Here is a 26025-nt window from a genome sequence, read left to right as displayed (position 1 = left end):
CTTCTGAAATCTCTATTGCGTCCTCGGCGGCATCAGCCCAGGAACAGTTTGTACAGCGGGTTCTTGCTTTCATCCCAATGGCGATAGCCGAGATTGTCGAGGAAGGCGCGGAAGGTCTTCATTTCCTTCTTCGGCACCTGCAGGCCGACCAGGATGCGGCCGACGTCGCCGCCCTGGTTGCGGTAGTGGAACAGACTGATGTTCCAGTTCGGATTCATGGTGCTGAGGAAGCGCATCAGCGCGCCCGGACGCTCGGGGAATTCAAAGCGATACAGCAGTTCGTCCTGTGCCAGCGAGCTCTTGCCGCCGACCAGATGGCGGATGTGCACCTTGGCCAGTTCGTCGTGGGTCAGGTCGAGCGTGCTGAAGCCGTTCTTCTCGAAGGTCTTGGCGATCTTGGCCGGTTCGTCGGCGCTGCTGGTCTGGATGCCGACGAAGATGTGCGCCGCTTTGGCGTCGCTGATGCGATAGTTGAACTCGGTCACGTTGCGCGGGCCGACCACTTCGCAGAAGCGTTTGAAGCTGCCGTGTTCTTCCGGAATCGTCACGGCGAACACCGCTTCGCGCGCCTCGCCGACGTCCGCCATTTCCGCGACGAAACGCAGGCGGTCGAAGTTCATGTTGGCGCCGCAGGCGATGGTGATCAGGGATTGATTCTTGATCGGCTTCTTGGTGTTCTTGGCGCGTTCGATGTAGGCCTTGGCGCCGGCCACGGCCAGTGCACCGGCCGGTTCGACGATGCTGCGCGTGTCCTGGAAGATATCCTTGATCGCGGTGCACACGGCGTCGGTGTCGACCAGGATGATGTCGTCCACCAGCGCGCGCGTGATGCGGAAGGTTTCTTCGCCGACCAGCTTGACCGCCGTGCCGTCCGAGAACAGGCCGACGTCGGGCAGGGTGATGCGGCGACCGGCCTTGATGCTGCGCGCCATGGCGTCGGAGTCGGTGGTTTGCACGCCGATGATCTTGATGTCGGGCCGCACCGCCTTGACGTAGGCGGCAATTCCGGAGATCAGGCCGCCGCCGCCGATGGCGACGAAGATGGCGTGGATCGGGTCGGGGTGCTGGCGCAGGATTTCCATGCCGACGGTACCCTGGCCGGCGATGACATAAGGATCATCGAAAGGATGGACGAAGGTCAGCTTGAGTTTCTTTTCCAGCGTCAGTGCGTGGTTGTAGGCGTCGGTGAACGAGTCGCCGAACAACACGACTTCACCGCCACGGCCTTTGACGGCTTCGATCTTGACGGACGGCGTGGTGGTCGGCATCACGATCACGGCGCGGCAGCCGAGCTTGGCCGCCGACAGTGCAACGCCTTGCGCATGGTTGCCGGCCGAGGCGCAGATCACGCCGCGCTTGAGTTGCGCCGGCGGCAAGTGCGCCATCTTGTTGTACGCGCCGCGCAGCTTGAAGCTGAACACGCTCTGCATGTCTTCACGTTTGAAGTAAATCCGGTTTTCCATCCGTTGCGACAGCGTGTTCGCAATTTCCAGCGGCGTTTCAACGGCAACGTCGTAGACACGGGCGGTAAGGATTTTTTGCAGATAATCGGTGGTCATAGTCAGCTAAAGGCACGGTTGGCGCAGTTTGGGACTGCGATTCTCACGCTGTTTTCCGATGGCAGATCGGGAAACGCAGGGGCGCGGCGAACTGATCATTATAATGGAGGCGACTGACAGGCTTATATCCGCATGCGGATGCAGCATATGAAACGCCGGTTTTTTTCCGCTTGAAGAATTCGCTTTTGCTGTCATCTGCAGTCAAACAGCGCTAATGCGCGTCAATTTTCTCCCACCACTCCTGCTTATCTTGTCTGCATGATTGAATCCGCCATTTTGTGGTTGCTGAACTTCCTTGCCGTACCGAGCGTCGGGCTGACGTCGGTATTTTTCATCAGCTTCATCTCGGCGACATTGCTGCCGCTCGGCTCGGAGCCGGCCGTGTTTGCGGTTATCAAGGCCAACGCCGACATGTTCTGGCCGGTCATTCTGGTGGCAACGGTGGGCAATACGCTGGGAGGAATGGTGGATTACTGGATGGGTTACGGCGCCAAGCAGACCTTTGCGCGTGAACGCAGCAGCCGCTGGTTCCACTGGTTGGAACGCTTCGGCCCCAAGACCATGCTGCTGGCCTGGCTGCCGGGCGTCGGCGATCCGATTTGCACGTTGGCCGGCTGGCTGAAGCTGCCGTTCTGGCCGTCGGTGTTTTACATGATGATCGGCAAATTCCTGCGCTATCTGTTCATGACCTGGCTGTTGCTCAACGTACCGGACGGTTTCTGGCGCGGCATCGCGAACTGGCTAGCCTAGCAGCGTATCGAGCAGCATCATCGTCACGAAGCCGGCCAGCAGACCGAGCGTGGCCTGGGTCTCATGGCCTTGCCGGTGCGATTCCGGAATCACTTCGTGGCTGATCACGAACAGCATCGCGCCGCCTGCGCCGGCCAAAGCCCATGGCAAGGCCGTGGCCGACACGCCGGTGGCGAGCGCGCCGAGCACGCCGCCGATCGGTTCCACGAGTCCGGACAGGATGCCTGCTCCGGCCGACTTCCACGGCGAATAACCGAGCGAGCGCAAGGCCAGCGCTACTACCAGCCCCTCCGGAATATCCTGGATACCGATGCCGGTCGCCAGCGCAATCGCCTTGCCCACATCGTCGCCGCCGAAACCCACGCCGATCGCCAAGCCTTCGGGGAAATTGTGGATCGTCACGGCCATCACGAACATCCAGATGCGGCTGGTGCGCATAGCCTGGATCGCCGGATTGGGCGCGATGAAATGCTGGTGCGGTATCAGATGGTTGATCGCCAGCACGAACAGGCCGCCGGCCATGATGCCGGTGGCGGTCAGCAGCACCGCGCCGGTTTTTTCATAGCCCAGTGTCTGCGCCTGGTTCATGGCCGGAATGATCAGCGAAAACACGCTGGCCGCCAGCATGATGCCGCCGCCGTAACCAAGCAGCACATCTTGCGTGCGTTCGGAAATGCGCCGCGTGAACAGCACCCCGAGTGCGCCCAGCGCCGTCAGTCCGGCCGCAGCGGACGAGCCGAGCAGCGCCATCTTGACTTCGGGATGGGCCAGGAAAAAGGCCTGCAGGCTTTCGTAGGATTTGACCAGGACGAACACCAGTCCGACCGCCAGCATGGCGATCTGGCGCAAGCGCAGGCCGGCCCAGAATCCGGGTTGGGAAGGAGGGACTACGGGTGTCGATTCGACAGGGAATTGTTCGCGCAATTGGGCTTGTATCATGGCAGTCATCCTCGGGATCGGATTGGCGGATGGCTGTCCTAAGCTTTGCACTCGGCGTATTCGGCGAGGGTGATGGCTAGATTTTCCAGAATTTCGGTAATCAGTAATTGCAACATAGCATTCTCCGTTGGCGAAGGAAAGGTCGGGATGCGTCAATAATAGATTTATACGATCAATATTTAAAAATTGATTGTATTTATTGATTCAATAGCGACGACTATGTTGCGATGCGGAAATCGCCTCAATTGTAGCGATTTTTCGCAAATAAGAACCATTTCGCATTGTTCTTCCGAAAGTAAGGGCATTCCCTCGCGAGCGACGGCAATAAGATAAAATGCATATCCGGCAGCAGATTTTTTTCCAAAATTAATGAACGCCCCCGCAAAAATCCAGGCTTTGCTCACTGACGCACCGCAAGGTGCCAGCCCCACGCGCTTGCGCGAAATTCCCTATAACTACACCTCGTTCTCCGACCGTGAAATCGTGATTCGGCTGTTGGGCGAAGACGCGTGGCGCGTGCTCGACGAGTTGCGCAGCAAGCGCCAGACCGGTCGATCCGCACGCATGCTTTACGAGGTGCTGGGCGACATCTGGGTGGTGCGCCGCAACCCGTATCTGCAGGACGACATGCTGGACAATCCCAAGCGTCGCGCTGCATTGATCGAAGCCTTGCACCATCGCCTGGCCGAAGTGGACAAGCGCCGCATCGACGTCAATCAGTCCGAATCGGGCGATGCCGCGGCTGCTGATACTGCGCGCCGCAGCGCCAATGTCGAGCTGCTGATCAAGGCGGCACGCAAGGCCATCGCTGATTTCGGCGAAGAATTCAAGCACACCTACGACCTGCGCAAGCGCGCCACCAAGGTTCTGGGCCGCTATACCGCCAAGGACAACATCAAGTTCGACGGCCTGTCGCGCGTCTCGCACGTGACCGACGCCACCGACTGGCGCGTCGAGTATCCGTTCGTCGTGCTGACACCCGACAGCGAAGACGAGATGGCCGGCCTGGTCAAGGCCTGTATCGAACTTGGTCTGACCATCATCCCGCGCGGCGGCGGCACCGGTTACACCGGCGGCGCGATTCCGCTGACGCCGATGTCGGCCGTCATCAATACCGAAAAGCTGGAGCAGCTTGGCGCCGTCGAGATGGAAGTCCTGCCTGGCCTCGACAAGCCATACGCCACGATTTATTCCGGCGCCGGTGTGGTCACCAAGCGCGTCTCGGACGCCGCTGAAAAAGCCGGCTTCGTGTTCGCGGTCGACCCTACCTCGGCTGAAGCGTCGTGCATCGGCGGCAACGTCGCCATGAACGCCGGCGGCAAGAAGGCCGTATTGTGGGGCACCGCGCTCGACAACCTGGCCAGCTGGCGCATGGTCGATCCGCAAGGCGACTGGCTCGAAGTCACGCGCCTGGATCACAACCTCGGCAAGATCCACGACGTCGAACTGGCAAGCTTCAAGCTGGAGTGGTCGCATCCCGGCGAAAAAGGCCAGAAGACCGACGTCTTCAAAACCGAAATCCTCGAGATCGCCGGCCGCAAGTTCCGCAAGGAAGGCCTGGGCAAAGACGTCACCGACAAATTCCTCTCGGGTTTGCCTGGTATTCAGAAAGAAGGTTGCGACGGCCTGATCACTTCGGCGCGCTGGATCCTGCACAAGATGCCGAAGCAGACGCGTACCGTCTGCCTCGAGTTCTTCGGTCAGGCGCGTGAGGCGATTCCGTCGATCGTTGAAATCAAGAATTACCTCGACGCCGAAACCAAAAAGGGCGGCGCCATCCTGGCCGGCCTGGAGCATCTGGACGAGCGCTATCTGCGCGCAGTCGGCTACGCCACCAAGTCCAAACGCGGCGTGTTGCCGAAGATGGTGCTGATCGGCGACATCGTGGGCGACGACGAAAACGCCGTGGCGCAAGCCGCCTCGGAAGTGATCCGCATGGCCAACAATCGCGTCGGCGAAGGTTTCGTCGCGATCAGCCCGGAAGCGCGCAAGAAGTTCTGGCTCGACCGTTCGCGCACCGCCGCCATCGCCAAGCACACCAACGCCTTCAAGATCAACGAAGACGTAGTGATTCCGCTGCCGCGCATGGGTGAGTACACCGACGGCATCGAGCGCATCAACATCGAACTGTCGATCAAGAACAAGCTGCAATTCCTGGAAGAGCTCAACGCTTTCTTCGTCAAGGGCAATCTGCCGCTGGGCAAGAGCGACGACGCCGAAGGCGAAGACATTCCCGCTGCGGAAATGCTGGAAGACCGCGTGCATCAGGCTGAAGACCTGATTGCCAGGACCCAGGCGCGCTGGACCTATCTGCTGGCCAATCTCGACAAGCCGTTGAGCGCGGCCAAGGATGAAATGGCCGCGCTGGGTCTCGACAAGTTGTTGCCGGTATTCGACCAGCGCTTGCTCGACCAGCCTGACGCCAACGTGTTTCACGTCGTGCAGGACCGCACCGTGCGCGTGTCGTGGAAGCAGGAAGTGCGCGCGCAGCTGCGTCAGATTTTCAGCGGCGGCGCATTCAAGCTGATCCTCGAAGAGTGCAACGCAGTCCACAAGCGCGTGCTGCGCGGACGCGTGTTCGTGGCGCTGCACATGCATGCCGGCGACGGCAACGTGCACACCAACTTGCCGGTCAACTCCGATCACTACCAGATGCTGCAGGATGCTCACGAAGCCGTGGCGCGCATCATGGCGCTGGCGCGTTCGCTGGACGGCGTGATTTCCGGCGAGCACGGCATCGGCATCACCAAGCTCGAATTCCTGACCGAAGATGAAATCAGCGAATTCCGCGACTACAAATTACGCGTCGATCCGGAAGGCCGTTTCAACAAGGGCAAGCTGCTGAACCTGCCCGGCTTTGAAGCCGACCTGTCCAACGCCTATACGCCGTCCTTCGGCCTGATGGGCCACGAATCGCTGATCATGCAGCAAAGCGATATCGGCGCCATCGCCAACAGCGTCAAGGACTGCCTGCGTTGCGGCAAGTGCAAACCGGTGTGTGCGACCCACGTGCCGCGCGCCAACCTGCTGTACTCGCCGCGGAATAAAATCCTGGCGACCTCGTTGCTGGTCGAAGCGTTCCTGTACGAAGAGCAGACCCGCCGCGGCGTGTCGATCAAGCATTGGGAAGAGTTCGAAGACGTCGCCGACCATTGCACCGTCTGCCACAAGTGCGTGACGCCTTGCCCGGTCGACATCGACTTCGGCGACGTCTCGATGAACATGCGCAATCTGCTGCGCAAGATGGGCAAGAAGTCGTTCAATCCAGGTACCACCGCGGCGATGTTCTTCCTCAACGCGACCGATCCGGCCACCATCAACGCCACGCGCAAGGTGATGACCGATTGGGGCTTCAAGGCGCAGCGCCTGGGCAACGACATCTTCAAGAAGTTCGCCCGCAAGCAGACGCAGAAACCTGCGGCCACGGTCGGCAAGGCGCCGATCAAGGAGCAGGTGATCCACTTCATCAACAAGAAGATGCCGGGCAACCTGCCGAAGAAGACTGCGCGCGCCTTGCTGGATATTGAAGACGACAAGATCGTGCCGATCATCCGCGATCCGAAGACCACCACGGCGGAAACCGAAGCGGTGTTCTACTTCCCGGGTTGTGGTTCGGAGCGTCTGTTCTCGCAAGTCGGCCTCGCCACGCAGGCGATGCTGTGGAACGTCGGCGTGCAGACCGTATTGCCGCCAGGCTACCTGTGCTGCGGTTATCCGCAACGCGGCAGCGGCGATTTCGACAAGGCCGAAAAGATCATCACTGACAACCGCGTGCTGTTCCATCGCATGGCGAACACGCTGAACTACCTCGACATCAAGACCGTCGTGGTGTCCTGCGGTACCTGCTACGACCAGTTGCAGGGTTATGAATTCGAGAAGATCTTCCCGGGTTGCCGCATTATCGACATCCACGAATATCTGCTGGAGAAGGGCGTGCGCCTGGAAGGCGTCACCGGTACCCGCTACATGTACCACGACCCTTGCCACAGCCCGATGAAGTTGCAGGATCCGCTGAAGACCGTCAACGCGCTGATCACCACCATTGACGCGCAAAAGATCGAGAAGAACGATCGCTGCTGCGGCGAGTCGGGCACCTTCGGCGTGAGCCGTCCGGATGTCTCGACCCAGGTGCGCTTCCGCAAGGAAGAAGAAATGCGCAAGGGCGCCGACAAGGTGCGCGCGGATGGCTTCGACGGCGACGTCAAGATTCTCACTTCCTGCCCATCGTGCTTCCAGGGTTTGTCGCGCTACAACGAAGATTCGGGCACCACCGCCGATTACATCGTGGTCGAAATGGCCAAGCATTTGCTCGGCGAAAACTGGTTGCCTGATTACGTGGCCCGCGCCAACAACGGCGGCATCGAACGCGTGCTGGTGTAAGTATGACGAGTGCCTGCGATTTGTGCGACGGCGACGGCGGCGAGCTGCTGTTCAACAGCGGCAGCTTGCGCGTCGTGCTGGTCGACGAGCCGGCTTACCCCGGCTTCTGCCGCGTGATCTGGAATGGTCACGTCAAGGAAATGACGGATCTCGCGCCGGCAGACCGCAGCGCCGTGATGTCTGCGGTGTGGGCGGTCGAAACGGCCGTGCGCGAAGTCATGCAACCCGAAAAAATCAACGTCGCCAGCCTCGGCAACATGACGCCGCATGTGCATTGGCACGTGATTCCCCGCTACCTCGACGACGCGCATTTCCCCAGCCCGGTCTGGGCCGAGGCGCGCCGCGATAGTGCCGCTGCATCCCTCGCCGGACGTACCGCCTTGCTGCCCAAGCTGCGCGCCGCGATTGCGCGCGAACTGGCGGCAGCAGCCTGACTGCGGGCAACTGCCTGCGTCCTCATCTCGCAAGACACCACACAATAGGAAGCGCACGCAATGAGCTCCGGTCCCACACCCGTATCCTTCAAGGTCCGCACGCAGTCGCGCGTGATGGAAGTCGCCTTCGACGACGGCGCCCAGTTCTCGATCCCGTTCGAACTGCTGCGCGTGTATTCGCCCTCCGCTGAAGTGCGCGGCCACGGTCACGGTCAGGAAACCCTGCAGACCGGCAAGCGTGAAGTCGGCATCGTCGGCGTCGAACCTGTCGGCAACTACGGCATCAAACCGATATTCTCGGACGAACATTCCAGCGGCATTTTTACCTGGGAGTACCTGTATCAACTGGGACGCGACCAGGATGCCATGTGGGAAAACTATCTGCAAAAGCTGGAAGCGGCGGGTTTCACGCGCGAAAGCGGTCGCGACCAGGACATGAGTTCGGCCGGCGGCAGCGCCTGCGGCCATCATCATTGAGCGCCGCGGACCACCCCTTATAATGTCGCCTTATTTGAATTCCTTATTTCAGGTTGCCACATGACCAACACCACCCACTTCGGTTATCAGACTGTTTCGGAAGACGACAAGGTCCATAAAGTCGCGGAAGTCTTCCATTCCGTCGCCGCCAAGTACGACGTCATGAACGACTTCATGTCGGCCGGCCTGCATCGGATCTGGAAGGCATTCACCATCGCCCAGGCCGGTATTCGTCCCGGTTTCAAGGTGCTCGACATCGCCGGCGGCACCGGCGACCTGTCCAAGGCTTTCGCCAAACAGGCCGGTCCGAGCGGCGAAGTCTGGCTTACCGACATCAATGAATCGATGCTGCGCGTGGGCCGCGACCGCCTATTGAATAAGGGCATCCCGACCCCCACCTTGTTGTGCGACGCGGAGAAACTGCCGTTCCCGGACAACTACTTCGATCGCGTGTCGGTCGCTTTCGGCCTACGCAACATGACTCACAAGGATGTTGCCTTGTCGGAAATGCGCCGCGTGCTGAAGCCGGGCGGCAAGCTGCTGGTGCTGGAGTTCTCCAAGGTCTGGGAGCCGCTTAAAAAACCGTACGACGTCTATTCTTTCTCCGTGCTGCCGTGGCTGGGACAGAAAGTCGCCAACGACGCCGAAAGCTATCGTTATCTGGCTGAATCGATCCGCATGCATCCGGATCAGGAAACGCTGAAGAAGATGATGGAAGACGTCGGCCTTGAGCGTGTGCAGTATTACAACCTGACTGCGGGCGTTGCCGCCTTGCATACGGGTATCAAACTCTAAGCCCTGGGCTGGAGACAATTTAAGCAGGAGTTCGTGTGAAAAAATTCTTCGTCATCCTCATGCTGGCAGTGACGGCCATGACCGTCGCGATGTCGGGCGCTGAAGCCAAGCGTCTCGGCGGCGGCGGTTCGTTCGGCAAGCAGTCGTCGAACTACGCGCGCCAGGCGCCGACGCGTCCGGCGCAATCGCCATCCAATGTCGCACCCGCCAAACCGGCCGCGCCGGCTGCAGCACCGCAATCGGTGCCGCCGAAACCGGCCAGCCCGTGGAAGGGCATCCTCGGCGGCGCCTTGCTCGGCCTCGGCCTGGGCGCACTGCTGTCGCATTTCGGCATGGGCGGCGCCATGGCAAGCATGCTCAGCACCATCCTTATGGTGGCGCTGCTGGCTTTCGTCGCGATGTTCCTGTTCCGCATGTTCACGAGAAAAAGTGGCGGCAATACGGGCAGTGCCGGCAACAACAGCTTCACTCCACAGCCGGCTTACGCCAGCGCACCCGAACCGGCGGTCTATACGCCCGAAATCGGTTCGCGTATCGAGCCGGTTGGCGTGCAGGCGCCTGCATCGCTGCAAGGTAACAATGAATTCGGCTCGGCAGCGGCCACCGCCGCCAACGCCCCGATCATCCCGTGGGGCATCCCGTCGGATTTCGACGTGGCCGGTTTCGTGCGCAGCGGCAAGACCTATTTCATCCGCTTGCAAGCGGCATGGGACAAGGGCGACATCAACGACATCCGCGAATTCACCACGCCGGAAATGTTCGGCGAATTGCGTCTGCAACTGCAGGAACGCGGCACCGTGGCAAACAACACCGACGTCGTCCAGATCGACGGCGAATTGCTCGGCATTGAAACGCTGGAGCACGATTACCTCGCGACCATCAAGTTCACCGGCCTGATCAAGGAAGCGCCGGACGCCTCGGCCGAACCGTTCGCGGAAATCTGGAATCTGTCCAAGCCGGTCAACGGCGCGAGCGGTTGGGTGCTGGCTGGTATTCAGCAGGTCTAAGCTCGCAGCTGCTGTCATCATCCGGCCTGCCGACTTACTGGGCAGCGCCAAGAACTGTTAAACTTGAAACCGCCCGACATCCCTCGGGCGGTTTTCTTTTTTGATGCCGCGAACTCCCATGCTCTCTTCCCTCTTGCGTCCAGCTGCCGCCGTCATCAACCATTTGCTCGCGCAAGAGCCGTGGGCGCAGGCCAAGCTCATTGCCCATCGCGACAAGACCGCTTGCATCGACGCCGGCGTGGCGCAACTGATGCTCACCGTCACCGGCGACGGCTTCCTCAAGAATGCCGACGACAACGCCGTGCCGGCCGTGACCATCCACCTGAAGTTGTCCGATTTGCCACTGATCCTGGCCAACCGCGAGCGCGCCGTGTCTTACGTCAGGATCGAAGGCGATGCCGACTTCGCCAATGCCATTTCCCAGCTGAGCCAGTCGCTGCGCTGGGATGCGGAAGAAGACCTCGGCAAGGTGGTCGGCGATATCGCCGCCACGCGCATCGTGTCCGGCGCCAAGTCGATTGCCGCTGCGGCGCAGACCACGCAAAAACAACTCGCCGAAAATGTCGCCGAATACTTCCTGGAAGAACAACCGATGCTGATACGCCCGCATGTCATGAGTGAATTTTCCAGCGAGGTCGTCAAGCTGCGCGACGATCTCGAACGCCTGTCCAAGCGGATAGAGAAGCTGGAGCGCCGCTGATGTTCTTGCGTTCCCTGCGTCTGTTCAAGATCGTACGCGTGGCGATACGCTACGGCCTCGATGAAATCGCCATCTCCGGCTTCGACACGCCGCGTATCACGCGCCTGCTCAACGGCATTTTTTTCTGGCGCGATATTTCCACGCCGCGCGGCGAACGCCTGCGCCGTGCGCTGGAAGACCTCGGTCCGATCTTCGTCAAGTTCGGCCAGGTGCTGTCGACGCGGCGCGACCTGCTGCCGCTGGACATCGCCGATGAGCTGACGCGCTTGCAGGACCGGGTGCCGCCGTTCGATTCCGACCTCGCGATTGCGCAGATCGAGAAATCGCTGGGCGCGCATCCCGATGTCTTGTTCGCCAGCTTCGACCGCACGCCGATTGCGTCCGCCTCGATTGCGCAGGTGCACTTCGCCACGTTGAAAGACGGCACCGAAGTCGCCGTCAAGGTCTTGCGTCCCGGCATGCGCAGCACCATCGACCACGATATCGGCCTGATGCACATCGCCGCCGACTGGGTCGAGCGTCTGTGGGCCGACGGGCGCCGGCTCAAGGCCAAGGAAGTCGTCGGCGAGTTCGACAAATACCTGCACGACGAACTCGACCTGATGCGCGAGGCCGCCAACGCCAGTCAGCTGCGCCGCAACTTCGCCAACTCCGATCTGCTGATGGTGCCGGAGATGTACTGGGACTATTGTTCCTCGTCGGTGATCGTGATGGAACGCATGCACGGCATTCCGATCGGCCAGACCGAGCGTCTCCAGGCCGAAGGCGTGGACCTGAGCAAGCTGTCGCGCGACGGCGTCGAGATCTTTTTCACGCAGGTGTTTCGTGACGGTTTCTTCCATGCCGACATGCATCCGGGGAATATCCTGGTGTCGACCGCACCCGCCACCTTCGGTCGCTATATCGCGCTCGACTTCGGCATCGTCGGCACGCTGACCGACTTCGACAAGGATTACCTGTCGCAGAATTTCCTGGCGTTCTTCCAGCGTGATTACAAGCGCGTTGCCGAAGCGCACATCGAATCCGGCTGGGCGCCGAAAGACACGCGCGTCGACGAACTCGAGGCGGCGGTACGGGCCTGCTGCGAACCGATTTTCGACCGGCCGCTGAAAGACATCTCGTTCGGCCAGGTGCTGTTGCGCCTGTTCCAGACATCGCGCCGCTTCAATGTCGAAGTGCAGCCGCAACTGGTGCTGTTGCAAAAGACGCTGCTCAACGTCGAAGGCCTGGGTCGCCAACTTGATCCCGAACTCGATTTGTGGAAAACCGCGAAACCGTATCTGGAACGCTGGATGAACGAGCAGATCGGCTGGCGCGGCTTCATCCAGCAGCTCAAGGTCGAAGTGCCGCGCTACAGCCGCTTGTTGCCGCAATTGCCACGGCTGGCGCATCAGGCGCTGACGATGGCGACTGAAGGCGGCAAGCATGACCAGAACGCCGACCTGCTCAGGAAGCTGGTGGCCGAACAGCGCCGCACCAATCTGCTGCTGGGGGTGATCGTGTATTTCGGCGGCGGTCTGATCGGCGGGATCATCGTGGTGCAGGTGCTGCTGCATTTCCTGCGCTACTGAGGCGTTACAAGAATAAAAACAGGGACGGAACAGGGATGACAGCCGCACAGACTCCATCGCGCGCACATTGGTTGCCGTTCATCGTGGCGGCGACCTTCTTCATGGAGTACCTCGACACCACCATCATTGCGACGGCATTGCCGCAGATGGCGCAGGCGTTCAAGGTGGGGCCGAACGAGCTGAGTCTGGGCATGACCGCCTACATGCTGACGCTGGCGGTGTTCATCCCGATCAGCGGCTGGATCGCCGATCGCATCGGATCGCGAACGGTGTTTGCTTCGGCGATCGTGATCTTCACGCTGGCGTCGGTGCTGTGCGGGATTTCCGGCAACGTCTTTGAATTTACCGCCGCCCGCATTTTGCAAGGCATGGGCGGGGCGCTGATGGTGCCGGTCGGTCGCCTGATCGTGGTGCGCAACACCAGCAAGGACAAGCTGATGAAGGCAATCTCGACGATCACCTGGCCGGCGATCGTGGCGCCGGTCGTGGGGCCGTCGCTCGGCGGTTTCATCACCACCTATTTTTCCTGGCACTGGATCTTCCTGATCAACGTGCCGTTCGGCATCGCCGCGTTGATCGCGGTGCTCAGCATCGTTCCCAACGAGCGCGACAACCAGCGCAAGCCGCTCGACATGGTCGGCTTCTTCCTCAGCGGCACGGCCTTGACTTCGCTCCTGTACGGCACCGAGCTGGCCAGCCACACCGAAACCAATTTGCTGGTGGCAGTGCTGTTCATCGCCGGCGGGATCGCGCTTGGCGTGTTTTCGTATCGGCATGGCATGCGCCGCGAACATCCTCTGCTCGACTATTCCACGCTCAAGGTGCCGACATTCAATGTGACCGTCGTCGCCGGTTCGTTCACGCGCATCGGCATCGAGGCGGTGCCATATCTGTTGCCGCTGCTGTTCCAGATCGGCTTCGGTTTGTCGGCATTCCATTCCGGCTTGCTGCTGCTGGCCAGTGCGCTCGGCAACCTGGGCATGAAGATGTTCACCACGCGCGTGCTGCAGCGTTTCGGCTTCCGTCGCGTGGCGCTGAACAACGCGGCGATTGCCGGCGTGTTCGTGTTGGCGTGCGGTCTGCTCACCGCAACGACGCCGGTGCCGGTGGTGCTGATGACGATCTTCATCTACGGTCTGTCGCGCTCGATGCAGTTCACCACGCTGGCGACCCTGGCCTACGCGGACGTCAGCGAAGCGCAAAAGAGCGCCGCTTCCACCTTGTGGAGCGTGGCGCAGCAGATGACGATTGGGATGGGGATTGCATTTGGTGCGCTGGCGTTGCGCGTGGCGTCGTATTTCAACGGCGGCGCCGACGTCGCAGTTACATCAGGCGGGGAAGCGCATTTCTCCGTCACCGATTTCCACTGGGCGTTTGTCATGGCAGGTTTGCTGACGCTGTGTTCGGCGCTTGGCTATCGCAGCCTGGCGAAAGACGCCGGCGACAATCTCGGCGGCGGCGTACGCGGCGCAGCGAAGACCAAGAGCAGCTAATTCTTCAGAACGCCGAAAACCGTTGCGCCAGTTGCTCGCTGCGGAAATGCTCCACCACATAGTCGACGAACACGCGCGTCTTGGCCGGCAGCAGCCGCGCCGCGGCGAAGTAGAGCGCCAGCATGCCGCCGTCGACATACCAGTCCGGCAATACCCGCACCAACGATCCCTTGTCCAGATAGACCACTGCGTGCGGCATCGCGGTCAGCGTGATGCCCAGGCCCATCTCGGCGATCTCGCAGGCGGCGTTGGGGTCGCTCATGGTCATTTTCACCTTCAGGTCGATCACCGCCTGCATGCCGTCATTCTTGCCTTGTGCCTTGCCGTTGCGCAGCGTCCATGAACGCACGCGGCCGGTCTGCGGCGAGCGGATCAGGATGCCGTCGTGTTGGGCGAGGTCTTCAGGTGTCTGGATAGGCGGGCGCGACGCCAGATAGGCCGGGGACGCCAGCAGAACCCGATGCGCCGGCGCCAGCTCGCGCGCGACGATGCCGGGCGGCAGTTCAATGCTGCCACCGATGGCCGCATCAAAACCTTCCGTAATCAGATCCACCGGGCGATTGTCGAAATGCCAGTCCGGCGAGATGGCCGGATACCGCTCCAGAAATCCACCTAGCAGCGGCACGATGTATTCCCGGCCGAAGCCGGTGCCCATGCTGACCTTGAGCACGCCGGCCGGCTGGCCGCCGGCGCTGGCCAGGTTGGCGACCGCGCTCTGGATGCTGGACAGGCCGCCGCTGACTTCCTGCAAGAATCTTTCCCCCGCTTCGGTCAGGCGCAGGCTGCGCGTGCTGCGCTGGAACAGCCGCACCCCCAGATTGGACTCGAGCCGGGCGACATTCTTGCCGACCGCCGCGGAGGTCAGGCCGAGCCGCCGCGCGGCTGCGGAGAAGCTGCCGGCTTCGGCCGAGGCGACAAAACACTCAATGCTGGTCAAGGATTCCATGGGTCTATTTTAAACATAATGTTTAAAAAGTAGATAGTGATTGCTATCTAGTTTAAACATAATCGCTACCCCATACTTCAGTCCAAGCCAAACGGAATTCGAGTCCAACCCAAGGAAACCGCAGGCCATACGTTCATTCTTTCTTACCCAAACAAGGAGCAATATCATGACTGCAAACACCAACACCACTCTGAACCTGTCCAACAAAGTTGCCTTTGTGCAAGGCGGTTCGCGCGGCATCGGCGCCGCCATCGTCAAGCGTCTGGTGCAGGAAGGCGCGATCGTCGCCTTCACCTACGTCAGCTCGCCGGACAAGGCGCAAGCGCTGGTCAGCGAACTTGAAGCCAAGGGCGGTCGTGCACTCGCAATCCAGGCCGACAGCTCGGACAGCACCGCGTTGCAACAAGCGATCCGCATCGCCGCTGAAACCTTCGGCCGCCTCGACATCCTGGTCAACAATGCCGGCGTGCTGGCAATGGGCCCGGTGGAAGAATTCAAGCTGGAAGATCTGGACCGCACCTTGGACGTGAACGTGCGCAGCGTATTCGTCGCCACCCAGGAAGCCGTGCGCTTCATGCGTGAAGGCGGCCGCGTCATCACCATCGGCAGCACCAACGCCGACCGCATGCCGTTCGCCGGCGGCGCCGTGTACGCCATGAGCAAGTCGGCTATCGTCGGCCTGACCAAGGGCCTGGCGCGTGACCTCGGTCCACGCGGCATCACCGTCAACAACGTGCAGCCTGGTCCGGTCGACACCGACATGAATCCGGCTGACAGCGACTTCGCTGACGCGCTGAAAGGCCTGATGGCGTTGCCACGCTACGGCAAGGCAGAAGAAATCGCCAGCTTCGTGGCGTATCTGGCAGGTCCTGAGTCTGGTTACATCACCGGCGCCAGCCTGACGATCGACGGCGGCTTCTCTGCCTGATCAACTCACAAAGCGATAGACGTAAAAAAAGCGGAGCTTTCGGGCTCCGCTTTTTTATTGCTCCGGCAATCGGGCAAATTCAGACCAACTCAAGCAAACAGGCGTGCCAGCTCGACGCCGGGTTCCGGTGCGCGCATGAAGGCTTCGCCGACCAGGAAGGCATTGACCTTGGCGTCGCGCATGCGCTTGACGTCGTCCGGTGTGGCGATGGCCGATTCGGTGATGACCAGTTTGTCGGATGGAATACGCGGCAACAGATTCAGCGTCGTGTCCAGCGTGGTTTCGAAGGTACGCAGGTTGCGGTTGTTGATGCCCAGCAGCGCGGTCTTCAGTTTCAATGCGGCGTCGAGCTCAACGCCGTCGTGCACTTCCACCAGCACACTCATGCCGAGTTCATGGGCGCAGGCTTCGAGCTCCGTCATCAGGCCGTGGTCGAGCGCTGCCACGATCAGCAGAATGGCATCGGCGCCCCACGAGCGCGCTTCATAGACTTGATACATATCCATCATGAAGTCTTTTCGCAGCACCGGCAGCGCACAGGCGGCGCGCGCTTGCTTGAGGTATTCCGGCGCGCCCTGGAAGAATTGCACGTCAGTCAGCACAGACAGGCAGGCTGCGCCGTGAGCGGCGTAGCTGACGGCGATCTCGGCCGGCTTGAAATCGGGACGGATCACGCCTTTGGATGGCGAGGCCTTTTTGACTTCGGCGATGATGCCGGCGTTGCCCGCGGCGATCTTGCTGCGCAGGCCGGCTTCAAAGCCGCGCAATTGCGCGCGCGCTTCGGTGTCGGATTCGACGTCGCGACGCAGGCTGGCGAGGTCGCGGTGTTTTTTTGCTGCTTTGACCTCGTCAGCTTTGACGTCGAGGATCTTGTTGAGGATGTCAGACATGAAAATTCCTTGATTACTATTGATGTTACTTGCGCTGATCCAGCGCCACCCGAACCGCCAATGCGCCCAGCGTCAGTCCCATGACATAACGCTGCACCCGCATCCAGCCCGGATTGCTGGAGAAGAAGCCGGCAATCGCGCTGGCCGTCAGGATCAGAAGTCCGTTGACGGTGAAGCTGACGGCGATCTGCGTCACGCCCAGCGTCAGGCTTTGCAGCATCACGTGGCCGTGTTCGGCATGGATGAATTGCGGCAGGAACGACATGTAGAACATCGCCGCCTTGGGATTGAGCAGGTTGGTCAGGAAACCCATGCGGAACAGGGTCGCATTGCTGTCATGCGGCAGGTCCTGGGTCTGGAACGGCGACGCGCCGCCCGGCTTGATTGCATTCCACGCCATCCATAGCAGATAAGCCGCGCCCAGATACTTGATCAGGTCATAGGCCAGCGGCACCGCGAGGAACAAGGCAGTCAGGCCGAAGGTCGCCGCCAGCATGTGGACCACGAAACCGGCCGCCACGCCCAGCAGCGAAATCATCCCCGCCGCACGTCCCTGGCAGATCGAGCGCGACACGCAATACATCATGTTGGGACCGGGAGTCAGCACCAGCACCAATGCGGCCAGCGCGAAGATCAGCAAATCGTTCAGGGGAATCATGTGTGCGCCTTTCCGTCAGTGAAAAGATCAGTTCCAAATAGTGGCTTTAAAAGATCAGCCTTTGCCGCCCAGTTGCTTCGTCGCATTCACGAACTGGTCGACCTTGGCCAGCGCCGCACCGGAAGCAATGGTCGCGCGCGCCTTGTTCAGGCCTTCTTCGATCGAGCTCGCAATGCCGGCTGCATACAGCGCCGTACCTGCGTTGATGGCGACAATGTCGTGCACCGGACCCGGCACGCCCTTGAGCGCTTCGAAGATTTTTTCCTTCGACTCGCTGGCATTGGCGACTTGCAGGTTGCGGCTGGCGAACATGCTCATGCCGAAGTCTTCCGGATGGATTTCATATTCGCGGATTTCACCGTTGACCAGCTCGCCGATCATGGTGGCGCCGCCCAGCGTGACTTCGTCCAGATTGTCGCGGCCCCAGACCACGATCGCATGTTGCGCGCCGAGGCGTTGCAGCACGCGTACCTGAATACCGACCAGATCCGCATGGAACACGCCCATCAGGATGTTCGGCGCGCCGGCCGGGTTGGTCAGCGGGCCGAGGATATTGAAAATGGTGCGCACGCCCAGTTCCTTACGCACCGGCGCCGCGTGCTTCATGGCGGCGTGGTGGTTGGGGGCGAACATGAAGCCGATACCGGTCTGGGCGATCGATTGCGCGACTTGTTCCGGTTTCAGGTTGATGTCGGCGCCGAGGGCTTCCAGCACGTCGGCGCTGCCGGATGACGACGATACGCTGCGGCCACCATGCTTGGCGACGCGCGCGCCGGCGGCGGCGGCGACGAACATCGATGCGGTGGAAATATTGAAGGTGTGCGCGCCGTCGCCGCCGGTGCCGACGATGTCGAGCAGGTTGCTGGTGTCGGCCATCGGCACTTTGGTGGCGAACTCGCGCATGACTTGCGCGGCGGCGGCGATTTCACCGATGCTTTCCTTCTTGACGCGCAGGCCCATGGTGAGCGCGGCGATCATGACGGGCGACATCTCGCCGCTCATGATCTGACGGAACAGCGTCAGCATTTCGTCGTGGAAAATTTCGCGGTGCTCGATGCAGCGCAGTAAGGCTTCTTGTGGCGTGATGGACATGATGTTCTCGGATGATGTCAACGGGACGACGGCGTTCAAGAGCGGGCGGTGCCGGTCAGGAAGTTCTTCAGCAAGGCGTGGCCGTGTTCGGAGAGGATCGATTCGGGGTGGAATTGCACGCCCTGCAAATCGAACTCCTTGTGGCGCACGCCCATGATTTCACCATCGTCGGTCCAAGCGGTGACTTCGAGGCAGTCGGGCAGCGAGGCGCGCTCAATGGCCAGCGAGTGATAGCGGATCACGGTGTAAGGGCTGGGGATGTCCTTGAACACGCCGACACCGGTATGGGCGATCTTCGAGGTCTTGCCATGCATGACTTGCTTGGCGCGCACAACCTTGCCGCCGAAGGCTTCGCCGATGGCCTGGTGGCCGAGGCAGACGCCGAGAATCGGCAGCTTGCCGGAAAAGTGCTTGAGCAGGTCGATGCAGATGCCGGCTTCTTTCGGGCTGCAAGGGCCGGGCGACAGGCAGATGCGTTCCGGATTCAGTTTTTCGATTTCGGCCAGCGTGATCTCATCGTTGCGGATGGTCAGCACTTCTTCACCGAGTTCGCCGAAATACTGGACGATGTTGTAGGTGAAGGAATCGTAGTTGTCGATCATCAGCAGCATTTAGATTTCTCCATCCAGTCCGTCTTGCACTTGTTCGGCAGCGCGCAGCACAGCCCGCGCCTTGTTTTCGGTTTCTTCCCATTCCATTTCCGGCACCGAGTCGGCAACGATGCCGGCGGCGGCTTGCACGTACAGCGTGCCGTCCTTGATGACGCCGGTGCGGATCGCGATGGCGACATCCATTTCGCCGCCGAACGACAGGTAGCCGCAGGCGCCGCCGTAGATGCCGCGCTTGGTTGGCTCCAGCTCGTCGATGATTTCCATCGCGCGCACTTTCGGCGCGCCCGATAGCGTGCCGGCCGGGAAGGTGGCTTTCAGCACATCCAGATTCGACAGGCCGGGTTTGAGCAGGCCTTCGACGTTGGAGACGATGTGCTGCACGTGGGAATATTTTTCGATGACCATCTGGTCGGTGACCTTGACGCTGCCGGTGACGGCGATGCGGCCGATGTCGTTGCGCGCCAGGTCGATCAGCATGACGTGTTCGGCGATTTCCTTCGGATCGGCCAGCAGTTCTGTGGCCAGCTGGGCGTCGCGCTCCGGTGTCGATCCACGTGGGCGCGTGCCTGCCAGCGGACGGATAGTGATCTTCTTTTGTGCTTCGCCGTCGGAGGTTTGACCGATGGTTTCGTTGCGCACCAGGATTTCCGGCGAGGCGCCGACGATCTGCATGTCGCCGAAGTTGTAGAAGTACATGTACGGCGACGGGTTCAGCGAACGCAATGCGCGATACAGCATCAGCGGCGAGTCAACGTAGGATTTCTTCAGGCGCTGGCCGATCTGCACTTGCATCAGGTCGCCGGCCATGACGTATTCCTTGGCCTTGGCGACGGCCTTCAGGTATTCATCCTTGGGGAATTCGCGAATCGTTTCGGTACGCACCGAGCCGCTGGTGACCGGTGCATCGGCGCCACGGCGCAGCATGGCGCGCAGATCCTTGAGGCGTTGGCGGCCTTTGCTGAAGGCTTCCGGCTGCGACGGGTCGGTGTAGACGATCAGGTAGAGCTTGCCGGAGAGATTGTCGATGACGGCCAGTTCTTCAGTCACGAGCAATTGGATGTCGGGTAGGCCGAGATCGTCTTTCGGCGCGCTGTCGGCCAGGCGCTTCTCGATGTAGCGCACGGCGTCATAACCGAAGTAGCCGGCCAGGCCGCCGCAGAAGCGCGGCATGCCGGGGCGGATCGCGACCTTGTAGCGCGACTGGAATTCGGCGATGAATTCGAGCGCATTGCCTTCAAGCGATTCGATGACCTTGTCGTTCTTCAGGACTTCGATCTTGTTGCCGAAGCTGCGCAGCTTGGTGGTGGCCGGCAGACCGATGAAGGAATAGCGGCCGAAACGCTCGCCGCCGACTACCGATTCCAGCAGGAAGGTGTTCTTGCCGGCGTTCTGGGTTTGCGCCAGTTTGAGGTACAGGGTCAGCGGGGTTTCCAGATCGGCGAAGGCTTCGGCGATCAGCGGAATGCGGTTGTAGCCTTGTGCGGCCAGCGATTTGAATTCGAGTTCGGTCATCGTTTCTCTCCAGGACCGCTATTGTAGACGGGTTGCAGGGTGCAGGACGACTTGAAGCGTCCCGGCAAGCGCGTGCCGACGAAAGCGATGTGTTTAAACAGGGGGTGTTGCAAAAAACTTGCTGGCACGCGGGGAAGAAAAACGGGAGCGGCCAGCAGCTGACGTGGGTTAGTTAGCCCAGGATTGCCAGCGTCGCCACAGCCAGGCCTCAGGGGCGGCTGATTTGTTGGCGTTGAGTTTTTTGTTGAGAAACATTTGTCGTATGTGTTCAGTAAGAAAGCTTTTTCACTACGAAATTTGGTGCGCTGCATCCAGCAGCGTTGGAACTATACCATCGGAATCGACGTTGTGTATAGGTTCGCCGTGATTGTAGCCGTAAGGTACGTTCAACACCCTGCAACCCGCAGCCCGTGCGGCTTGCGCGTCGTTGGACGAGTCGCCGATGGCGACCACCTGCGACGGTTGCAGGGAAAAATCTGCGCAAACCTGCAGCAAGGGCAGGGGATCGGGCTTCTTTTTCGGCAGGGAATCGCCGCCGTAAATCACGTCGAAGTAGGGATACAGGCCTTTCTTGTCCATCAGCGGCAGGGCGAAGGCAATCGGCTTGTTGGTTACGCAGGCCAGGCGCAGGCCCTTGGCTTTGAGCGCCTGCAGGCCTTCGATCACATTCGGGTAGAGCGTGGCGTAGTCGCCGTTGATGGCGAGGTAATGCTCCTGGTAGGACGCCAGAGCTTCCTCGAAGCGCTGTTCCACGCCGTCTTCGTCGTAATCGACAGCCAGCACGCGGCGCATCAGGTTTTCCGATCCCTTGCCGACAAAATTGACGATGGTCTGCATCGCCAGCGGCCCCAGGCCCAGGTCGGCGCGCATGCGGTTGACCGCGACGTGGAAATCCGGCGCGGTGTCGAGCATGGTGCCGTCGAGGTCGATGATGGCGGCTTTGATGTTGTCGAGCATGGGATCTTTCCGGGATTGCTTTACTTGGCCAGTTCGCTGCGCATGGCGTCGATGACGGCCTTGTAGTCCGGCTTGCCGAAGATGGCGGAGCCGGCCACGAAGGTGTCGGCGCCGGCCTTGGCGGCGGCTGCGATATTGTCGATTTTGATGCCGCCATCGACTTCCAGCATGATGTCGCGGCCGGATTCGTCGATGCGGCGGCGCACGGCTGCGATCTTCTTGAGCGCTTCAGGAATGAAGGACTGGCCGCCGAAGCCCGGATTGACGGACATGATCAGGATGATGTCGATCTTGTCCATGACGTGATCGAGGAAATGCAGCGGCGTGCCCGGGTTGAACACCAGACCGGCTTTGCAGCCGTTGTCGCGGATCAGTTGCAGCGAACGATCGATGTGCTCGGAGCCTTCCGGATGGAAGGTGATGATGTTGGCGCCGGCCTTGGCGAAGTCGGGAATGATGCGATCCACCGGCTTGACCATCAGATGGACGTCGATCGGCACCTGCACATGCGGGCGGATGGCTTCGCAAACCAAAGGTCCGATGGTCAGGTTGGGAACGTAATGGTTGTCCATCACGTCGAAGTGGATGATGTCGGCGCCGGCAGCGACGACATTGCGGACTTCCTCGCCCAGGCGGGCGAAGTCGGCGGACAGGATGCTGGGGGCGATACGGTAGTTAGGCATGGCGATATGGCTTATGGAAGGCTGTAGAGCGATTGAAGATGCGCTATTTTACCCGTTCGCCGCGTACGGTTTTGTTGCAAGCCTTGCACTTGAGGTTGATTTCGTGTGGAATGGGCCAGGCTTTTTACAAAATCGAGGAAATCCGCATGGCGACGTATGAGTTAACGGTGACGGTCAAGACGCAATATCTGGAAGAGCAGTCCGATCCGGCGCGTTCGCACTATGTATTCGCTTATGCGATCACCATCGTCAACTCCGGACAGGTGCCGGCCCAGCTGATTTCACGCCACTGGGTCATCACCGACGCCAACAACCACGCCGAAGAGGTGCGTGGTCTGGGTGTCGTCGGGCATCAGCCCTTCCTGCAACCGGGGGAACAGTTCGAATACACCAGCGGCACGTCGTTGCAGACGCCGCAGGGTTCGATGCACGGAGAGTATTTCTGCGTCGCCGAGGACGGCGAGCAGTTCGACGTGAAGATCCCGGAGTTCATCCTGTCGCTGCCGCGCACGCTGCATTAAGCGTTTGCACCAGGGTTCAAGCCTGGCTGTCGTCTTTTTTATCGACGGGATTTTTTGCCTGAGCGGATCGATCCGGCTTGCGTCCGGAAAACATGGTCCACCAGACAATGAATACGAAAATAAAGAAGGCTGCGCCGGCTTCGAGTATTAACCACCACATTTCATGTTTCCTCAATGTCACTTATTCAAACGAGCATCCGCCGCAGTTTACCCGCATTAGCCGTCATCGTCGCCGTATCCCTTGCCGCCTGCAGCACCACGCCGTTACCGCCGGCCAAGCCGACGCCGCCCGTGACGCCGTCCAAGCCGACCGCCCCGGCTCAGCCGGAAGGCCAGGCTCAGGGAATGCAAAAGAGCAGCTTCGCCGCCATGCCGGGCTGGGACCGGGATAGCTTGCGCGACGCCTGGCCGGCTTTCCTGACCTCGTGCCAGACGCTGATCCGCCGCACCGAATGGAAAAACGCCTGCACCGCGGCGCGCCAGGTCAATGCCGATGACGAGGGTGCGATTCGCGCGTTTTTCGAATCCGGCTTCACGCCGTACAAGGTATTCAACCCGGACGGCAGTGACACCGGGCTGGTGACCGGTTACTACGAGCCTTTGCTGCGCGGTTCGCGCAAGCGCGGCGGGCCGTATCAGACCCCTCTATATAGAGCACCCGACGATTTGCTCACCATTGACCTGGCCAGCCTGTATCCGGAGCTGAAGAACATGCGCCTGCGTGGGCGCGTGGTCGGTAACAAGGTGGTGCCGTATTCCTCGCGCGCCGAGCTGCTGCAATCGGGCGCGCTGGCGGGCAAGGAGCTGGTCTGGGTGGATGATCCGGTGGAGGCCTTCTTCCTGCAGGTGCAGGGTTCGGGCCGCGTCCAGCTGACCGATACGCAGGAAACCGTGCGCCTGGCCTATGCCGATCAGAACGGTTATCCGTACAAGTCGATCGGCCGTTATCTGGTCGACAAGGGTGAAATGACTCTGTCGCAGGCGTCTGCGCAGGGCATCAAGGCCTGGGTGATTGCCAATCCGTCGCGCCAGAACGAGCTGTTGAATGTCAATCCTAGCTATATCTTCTTCAAGGAAGAGAAAATCACGGATCCGTCTAAAGGGCCGAAAGGCGCGATGGGCTTGCCACTGACCGGTCAGCGCTCGATTGCGGTTGATCCGCAGCATATCCCGCTTGGGGCGCCGGTGTTTCTGGCGACGACGCAGCCCAATAGCGATGCGGTTCTGCAGCGGCTGGTGCTGGCGCAGGATACCGGCGGCGCCATTCGCGGCGCGGTGCGGGCTGACTTCTTCTGGGGTTTCGGCAATGAAGCGGGCGAAAAGGCCGGCGGCATGAAGCAGCGCGGCATGATGTGGGTGCTGTTGCCGAATTCCTGAGGTTGATCGCCTGTATTGAGGCGTTTCCAATAAAAACCCGGCTTGCCTATATAGAGCAAGCCGGGTTTTTTGTTATTGGTAAGGGTCAGCGCAATACGAGAACGGGAATGGTGGAGTGCGCCAGCACCTTCTGTGTCTTGCTTCCGAGAAATAGTCGACTGAGTCCGCTGCGTCCGTGGGAGGCCATGAAGATAACGTCGCAGGCGTATTTCTTGGCGGCGTTGACGATCTCTTCGTCCGGTGCGAACGACAGTATCGTCGTGGTTTCACATTCCACGCCGGCGGCCAGAGCGGCGTCGGCAATCTTCTTCACATGCTGTTCCGCAAGGGTGCGGACATTCTCTTCGTAGATCCCAGGGTCAATTGCCATGGAGCTTTCGGCCAGCGGCGAGAACGGATAGGGCTCGGCCACAGAAATGCCGATGATCTTGGACTTGCAGTGCTGGGCGTAGTCGATGGCGTTGGCGATGGCCTTGTCGGAGCGTTCCGATCCGTCCGTCGGGACAAGAATGGTCTTGAACATATGATCCTCCTCTGTTGTTGTGAAGGGATACCCCAGTATAGGCTCTGACCTTGGCGGCCGGGACAAATTCCTGGGGGCTTTGACATGGCGCAAATTCATTGGCGTTACAATCGACGCGGCAGGTACATTCAACTATCGCGCTACCCCTATATAGAGGAGACCAGATGAGCTACGAAAACATTCTGACCGAGACCATTGGCAAGGTTGCGGTGATCCGCCTGAACCGGCCCAAAGCCCTGAACGCGCTGAACGATGCGCTGATGATCGACCTCGGCAACGCCTTGCTGGCTTTCGACGCCGACGAAAACATCGGCTGCATCATCGTCACCGGCAGTGAAAAGGCATTTGCCGCCGGCGCCGACATCTCGGTGATGGCGCGCTATAACTACATGGATGTGCTGAAAGGCGAATTCATCACGCGAAACTGGGAAACCATCCGCCGCGTGCGCAAGCCGGTCATCGCAGCAGTGGCCGGCTACGCGCTGGGCGGCGGCTGTGAGCTGGCGATGATGTGCGACTTCATCATCGCCGCCGACAACGCCAAGTTCGGCCAGCCGGAAATCAAGCTGGGCATCGTGCCCGGCGCCGGCGGCACCCAGCGCCTGCCGCGCGCGGTCTCCAAGGCCAAGGCCATGGACCTGTGCCTGACCGGACGCATGATGGATGCACAGGAAGCCGAACGCGCCGGACTGGTGTCGCGCGTGGTCCCCGCCGACAAGCTGATGGATGAGGCCTTGGCCGCAGCCATCGTCATCACCGAGATGTCGCAACCGGTAGCGGCGATGGTCAAGGATTCGGTGAACCGGGCCTACGAAACCACGCTGACCGAGGGCATCAAATATGAGCGCGCCTTGTTCTACAGCTGCTTCGCTACCGAAGATCAGACGGAAGGCATGGCGGCGTTCCTGGAAAAGCGGGCGCCGAGCTTCAAGAATCAATAATCTGCTGCCGGTATTTGTACTGAAAATGAAGCCCGTCCCGCAAGGGGCGGGCTTCATGCTTTTGTTTTTAAAATTATTTACGGCTGCAAATCCAGAGCTGGAGCGGGTTTGCGGAGCGGTTGGATAAAAAGTTTAAATAATTTTTCAAAAAGTATTGCACGGATGGGAAAAGCTTTGCTATAGTTCGCCTCCCCGCTGCAGAGCGACGCAGCAAACAGCAAGACGCAGCGCGCCGGAGGTGGGGAAAAGGAAGTAAAAAAGGTTTCAGGAAGTGAGAAGTT

25 protein-coding genes are annotated in these 26025 nt (G+C 60.4%); 13 read left to right on the top strand and 12 right to left on the bottom strand.

What is annotated here, in order from left to right:
* Positions 1-32: 32 nt before the first annotated feature.
* Positions 33-1559, bottom strand: coding sequence for a threonine ammonia-lyase, biosynthetic (gene ilvA, locus E4P32_RS17050; RefSeq protein WP_116436411.1), 1527 nt, complete (start codon positions 1557-1559; stop codon positions 33-35).
* A 258-nt stretch (positions 1560-1817) separates the two neighbouring features.
* Here ilvA and E4P32_RS17045 point away from each other — a divergent pair, with 258 nt between their 5' ends.
* Positions 1818-2309, top strand: a complete 492-nt coding sequence (locus tag E4P32_RS17045) for a YqaA family protein (RefSeq protein WP_116436410.1) — start codon at positions 1818-1820, stop codon at positions 2307-2309.
* On the opposite strand, the gene E4P32_RS17040 is transcribed toward E4P32_RS17045, so the two are convergent.
* A complete protein-coding gene (locus tag E4P32_RS17040) occupies positions 2301-3248 on the bottom strand; it encodes a ZIP family metal transporter (protein WP_116436640.1) in 948 nt (315 codons plus the stop codon). The two genes, E4P32_RS17045 and E4P32_RS17040, sit on opposite strands and share 9 nt — an antisense overlap.
* A gap of 369 nt (positions 3249-3617) precedes the next feature.
* Between E4P32_RS17040 and E4P32_RS17035 the strand changes: the two genes are divergently transcribed.
* From E4P32_RS17035 to E4P32_RS17000, 8 genes are all read left to right on the top strand, one after another.
* Entirely contained in the window at positions 3618-7628 is a 4011-nt protein-coding gene (locus E4P32_RS17035) for an FAD/FMN-binding oxidoreductase (protein WP_116436409.1), read from the top strand.
* A gap of 2 nt (positions 7629-7630) precedes the next feature.
* Positions 7631-8062, top strand: coding sequence for an HIT family protein (locus E4P32_RS17030; RefSeq protein ID WP_116436408.1), 432 nt, complete (start codon positions 7631-7633; stop codon positions 8060-8062).
* Positions 8063-8122: 60 nt separating this feature from the next.
* Positions 8123-8539: a DUF971 domain-containing protein gene (locus E4P32_RS17025; RefSeq protein ID WP_116436407.1), complete on the top strand. Its 417-nt coding sequence runs from the start codon at positions 8123-8125 to the stop codon at positions 8537-8539.
* A 60-nt stretch (positions 8540-8599) separates the two neighbouring features.
* The gene (gene ubiE, locus E4P32_RS17020) at positions 8600-9334 is read left to right on the top strand and encodes a bifunctional demethylmenaquinone methyltransferase/2-methoxy-6-polyprenyl-1,4-benzoquinol methylase UbiE (RefSeq protein WP_116436406.1); all 735 of its coding nucleotides are present in this window, start codon (positions 8600-8602) and stop codon (positions 9332-9334) included.
* Between the two features lie 35 nt (positions 9335-9369).
* On the top strand, positions 9370-10341 hold the full coding sequence (locus E4P32_RS17015; protein ID WP_116436405.1) for a TIM44-like domain-containing protein: 972 nt from the start codon (positions 9370-9372) through the stop codon (positions 10339-10341).
* Between the two features lie 118 nt (positions 10342-10459).
* A complete protein-coding gene (locus E4P32_RS17010) occupies positions 10460-11041 on the top strand; it encodes a sterol-binding protein (RefSeq protein ID WP_233526763.1) in 582 nt (193 codons plus the stop codon).
* The gene (gene ubiB / locus E4P32_RS17005; RefSeq protein ID WP_116436404.1) at positions 11041-12612 is read left to right on the top strand and encodes a ubiquinone biosynthesis regulatory protein kinase UbiB; all 1572 of its coding nucleotides are present in this window, start codon (positions 11041-11043) and stop codon (positions 12610-12612) included. Before E4P32_RS17010 ends, ubiB begins: the two co-directional genes overlap by 1 nt.
* 35 nt (positions 12613-12647) lie before the next feature.
* Positions 12648-14105, top strand: coding sequence for a DHA2 family efflux MFS transporter permease subunit (locus E4P32_RS17000; RefSeq protein ID WP_116436403.1), 1458 nt, complete (start codon positions 12648-12650; stop codon positions 14103-14105).
* 4 nt (positions 14106-14109) lie between these two features.
* Here the strand turns inward: E4P32_RS17000 and E4P32_RS16995 are convergent, their stop codons facing one another.
* A complete protein-coding gene (locus E4P32_RS16995; protein ID WP_116436402.1) occupies positions 14110-15051 on the bottom strand; it encodes a LysR family transcriptional regulator in 942 nt (313 codons plus the stop codon).
* A 166-nt stretch (positions 15052-15217) separates the two neighbouring features.
* On the opposite strand from E4P32_RS16995, the gene E4P32_RS16990 reads away from it, so the two are divergent.
* On the top strand, positions 15218-15979 hold the full coding sequence (locus E4P32_RS16990) for a 3-oxoacyl-ACP reductase family protein (RefSeq protein WP_116436401.1): 762 nt from the start codon (positions 15218-15220) through the stop codon (positions 15977-15979).
* A gap of 89 nt (positions 15980-16068) precedes the next feature.
* On the opposite strand, the gene trpC is transcribed toward E4P32_RS16990, so the two are convergent.
* The 7 genes from trpC to rpe form a co-directional block, all read right to left on the bottom strand.
* A complete protein-coding gene (trpC, locus tag E4P32_RS16985) occupies positions 16069-16869 on the bottom strand; it encodes an indole-3-glycerol phosphate synthase TrpC (protein WP_116436400.1) in 801 nt (266 codons plus the stop codon).
* Positions 16870-16894: 25 nt separating this feature from the next.
* Positions 16895-17527: a LysE family translocator gene (locus tag E4P32_RS16980; protein ID WP_116436399.1), complete on the bottom strand. Its 633-nt coding sequence runs from the start codon at positions 17525-17527 to the stop codon at positions 16895-16897.
* A 54-nt stretch (positions 17528-17581) separates the two neighbouring features.
* Entirely contained in the window at positions 17582-18619 is a 1038-nt protein-coding gene (gene trpD, locus E4P32_RS16975; RefSeq protein WP_116436638.1) for an anthranilate phosphoribosyltransferase, read from the bottom strand.
* A gap of 35 nt (positions 18620-18654) precedes the next feature.
* Positions 18655-19230: an aminodeoxychorismate/anthranilate synthase component II gene (locus tag E4P32_RS16970; RefSeq protein ID WP_116436398.1), complete on the bottom strand. Its 576-nt coding sequence runs from the start codon at positions 19228-19230 to the stop codon at positions 18655-18657.
* Positions 19231-20742, bottom strand: a complete 1512-nt coding sequence (gene trpE / locus E4P32_RS16965; RefSeq protein ID WP_116436397.1) for an anthranilate synthase component I — start codon at positions 20740-20742, stop codon at positions 19231-19233. It lies immediately after the preceding gene.
* 288 nt (positions 20743-21030) lie between these two features.
* A complete protein-coding gene (locus tag E4P32_RS16960) occupies positions 21031-21699 on the bottom strand; it encodes a phosphoglycolate phosphatase (protein WP_116436396.1) in 669 nt (222 codons plus the stop codon).
* A 20-nt stretch (positions 21700-21719) separates the two neighbouring features.
* On the bottom strand, positions 21720-22382 hold the full coding sequence (gene rpe, locus E4P32_RS16955; protein WP_116436395.1) for a ribulose-phosphate 3-epimerase: 663 nt from the start codon (positions 22380-22382) through the stop codon (positions 21720-21722).
* A gap of 146 nt (positions 22383-22528) precedes the next feature.
* Between rpe and apaG the strand changes: the two genes are divergently transcribed.
* Entirely contained in the window at positions 22529-22903 is a 375-nt protein-coding gene (apaG, locus tag E4P32_RS16950) for a Co2+/Mg2+ efflux protein ApaG (protein ID WP_053195104.1), read from the top strand.
* A gap of 174 nt (positions 22904-23077) precedes the next feature.
* Positions 23078-24280, top strand: coding sequence for a murein transglycosylase A (locus E4P32_RS16945; RefSeq protein WP_116436394.1), 1203 nt, complete (start codon positions 23078-23080; stop codon positions 24278-24280).
* A gap of 85 nt (positions 24281-24365) precedes the next feature.
* Here E4P32_RS16945 and E4P32_RS16940 read toward each other — a convergent pair whose 3' ends face one another.
* Positions 24366-24803, bottom strand: coding sequence for a universal stress protein (locus tag E4P32_RS16940; protein ID WP_116436393.1), 438 nt, complete (start codon positions 24801-24803; stop codon positions 24366-24368).
* Positions 24804-24967: 164 nt separating this feature from the next.
* Between E4P32_RS16940 and E4P32_RS16935 the strand changes: the two genes are divergently transcribed.
* Positions 24968-25744 carry an enoyl-CoA hydratase gene (locus E4P32_RS16935; protein WP_116436392.1) on the top strand — a complete coding sequence of 259 codons (777 nt, stop codon included), beginning with the start codon at positions 24968-24970 and terminating at the stop codon, positions 25742-25744.
* Between the two features lie 77 nt (positions 25745-25821).
* Here E4P32_RS16935 and E4P32_RS24225 read toward each other — a convergent pair.
* A partial coding sequence (locus E4P32_RS24225) for a hypothetical protein (protein ID WP_209208172.1) occupies positions 25822-26025 on the bottom strand: 204 nt, incomplete at its 5' end.

The organism is Herbaspirillum sp. 3R11 (genome assembly GCF_004563925.1).
Classification (GTDB): Bacteria; Pseudomonadota; Gammaproteobacteria; order Burkholderiales; family Burkholderiaceae_D; genus Herbaspirillum.
This window is presented reverse-complemented; position numbering and strand designations above follow the sequence as displayed.

Bases quoted from the DNA above. Each gene is read 5' to 3' on its own strand.
- ilvA (WP_116436411.1), bottom strand. From the start codon at position 1,559: ATGACCACCGATTATCTGCAAAAAATCCTTACCGCCCGTGTCTACGAC.
- E4P32_RS17045 (WP_116436410.1), top strand. From the start codon at position 1,818: ATGATTGAATCCGCCATTTTGTGGTTGCTGAACTTCCTTGCCGTACCG.
- E4P32_RS17040 (WP_116436640.1), bottom strand. From the start codon at position 3,248: ATGATACAAGCCCAATTGCGCGAACAATTCCCTGTCGAATCGACACCC.
- E4P32_RS17035 (WP_116436409.1), top strand. From the start codon at position 3,618: ATGAACGCCCCCGCAAAAATCCAGGCTTTGCTCACTGACGCACCGCAA.
- E4P32_RS17030 (WP_116436408.1), top strand. From the start codon at position 7,631: ATGACGAGTGCCTGCGATTTGTGCGACGGCGACGGCGGCGAGCTGCTG.
- E4P32_RS17025 (WP_116436407.1), top strand. From the start codon at position 8,123: ATGAGCTCCGGTCCCACACCCGTATCCTTCAAGGTCCGCACGCAGTCG.
- ubiE (WP_116436406.1), top strand. From the start codon at position 8,600: ATGACCAACACCACCCACTTCGGTTATCAGACTGTTTCGGAAGACGAC.
- E4P32_RS17010 (WP_233526763.1), top strand. From the start codon at position 10,460: ATGCTCTCTTCCCTCTTGCGTCCAGCTGCCGCCGTCATCAACCATTTG.
- ubiB (WP_116436404.1), top strand. From the start codon at position 11,041: ATGTTCTTGCGTTCCCTGCGTCTGTTCAAGATCGTACGCGTGGCGATA.
- E4P32_RS17000 (WP_116436403.1), top strand. From the start codon at position 12,648: ATGACAGCCGCACAGACTCCATCGCGCGCACATTGGTTGCCGTTCATC.
- E4P32_RS16995 (WP_116436402.1), bottom strand. From the start codon at position 15,051: ATGGAATCCTTGACCAGCATTGAGTGTTTTGTCGCCTCGGCCGAAGCC.
- E4P32_RS16990 (WP_116436401.1), top strand. From the start codon at position 15,218: ATGACTGCAAACACCAACACCACTCTGAACCTGTCCAACAAAGTTGCC.
- trpC (WP_116436400.1), bottom strand. From the start codon at position 16,869: ATGTCTGACATCCTCAACAAGATCCTCGACGTCAAAGCTGACGAGGTC.
- E4P32_RS16980 (WP_116436399.1), bottom strand. From the start codon at position 17,527: ATGATTCCCCTGAACGATTTGCTGATCTTCGCGCTGGCCGCATTGGTG.
- trpD (WP_116436638.1), bottom strand. From the start codon at position 18,619: ATGTCCATCACGCCACAAGAAGCCTTACTGCGCTGCATCGAGCACCGC.
- E4P32_RS16970 (WP_116436398.1), bottom strand. From the start codon at position 19,230: ATGCTGCTGATGATCGACAACTACGATTCCTTCACCTACAACATCGTC.
- trpE (WP_116436397.1), bottom strand. From the start codon at position 20,742: ATGACCGAACTCGAATTCAAATCGCTGGCCGCACAAGGCTACAACCGC.
- E4P32_RS16960 (WP_116436396.1), bottom strand. From the start codon at position 21,699: ATGCTCGACAACATCAAAGCCGCCATCATCGACCTCGACGGCACCATG.
- rpe (WP_116436395.1), bottom strand. From the start codon at position 22,382: ATGCCTAACTACCGTATCGCCCCCAGCATCCTGTCCGCCGACTTCGCC.
- apaG (WP_053195104.1), top strand. From the start codon at position 22,529: ATGGCGACGTATGAGTTAACGGTGACGGTCAAGACGCAATATCTGGAA.
- E4P32_RS16945 (WP_116436394.1), top strand. From the start codon at position 23,078: ATGTCACTTATTCAAACGAGCATCCGCCGCAGTTTACCCGCATTAGCC.
- E4P32_RS16940 (WP_116436393.1), bottom strand. From the start codon at position 24,803: ATGTTCAAGACCATTCTTGTCCCGACGGACGGATCGGAACGCTCCGAC.
- E4P32_RS16935 (WP_116436392.1), top strand. From the start codon at position 24,968: ATGAGCTACGAAAACATTCTGACCGAGACCATTGGCAAGGTTGCGGTG.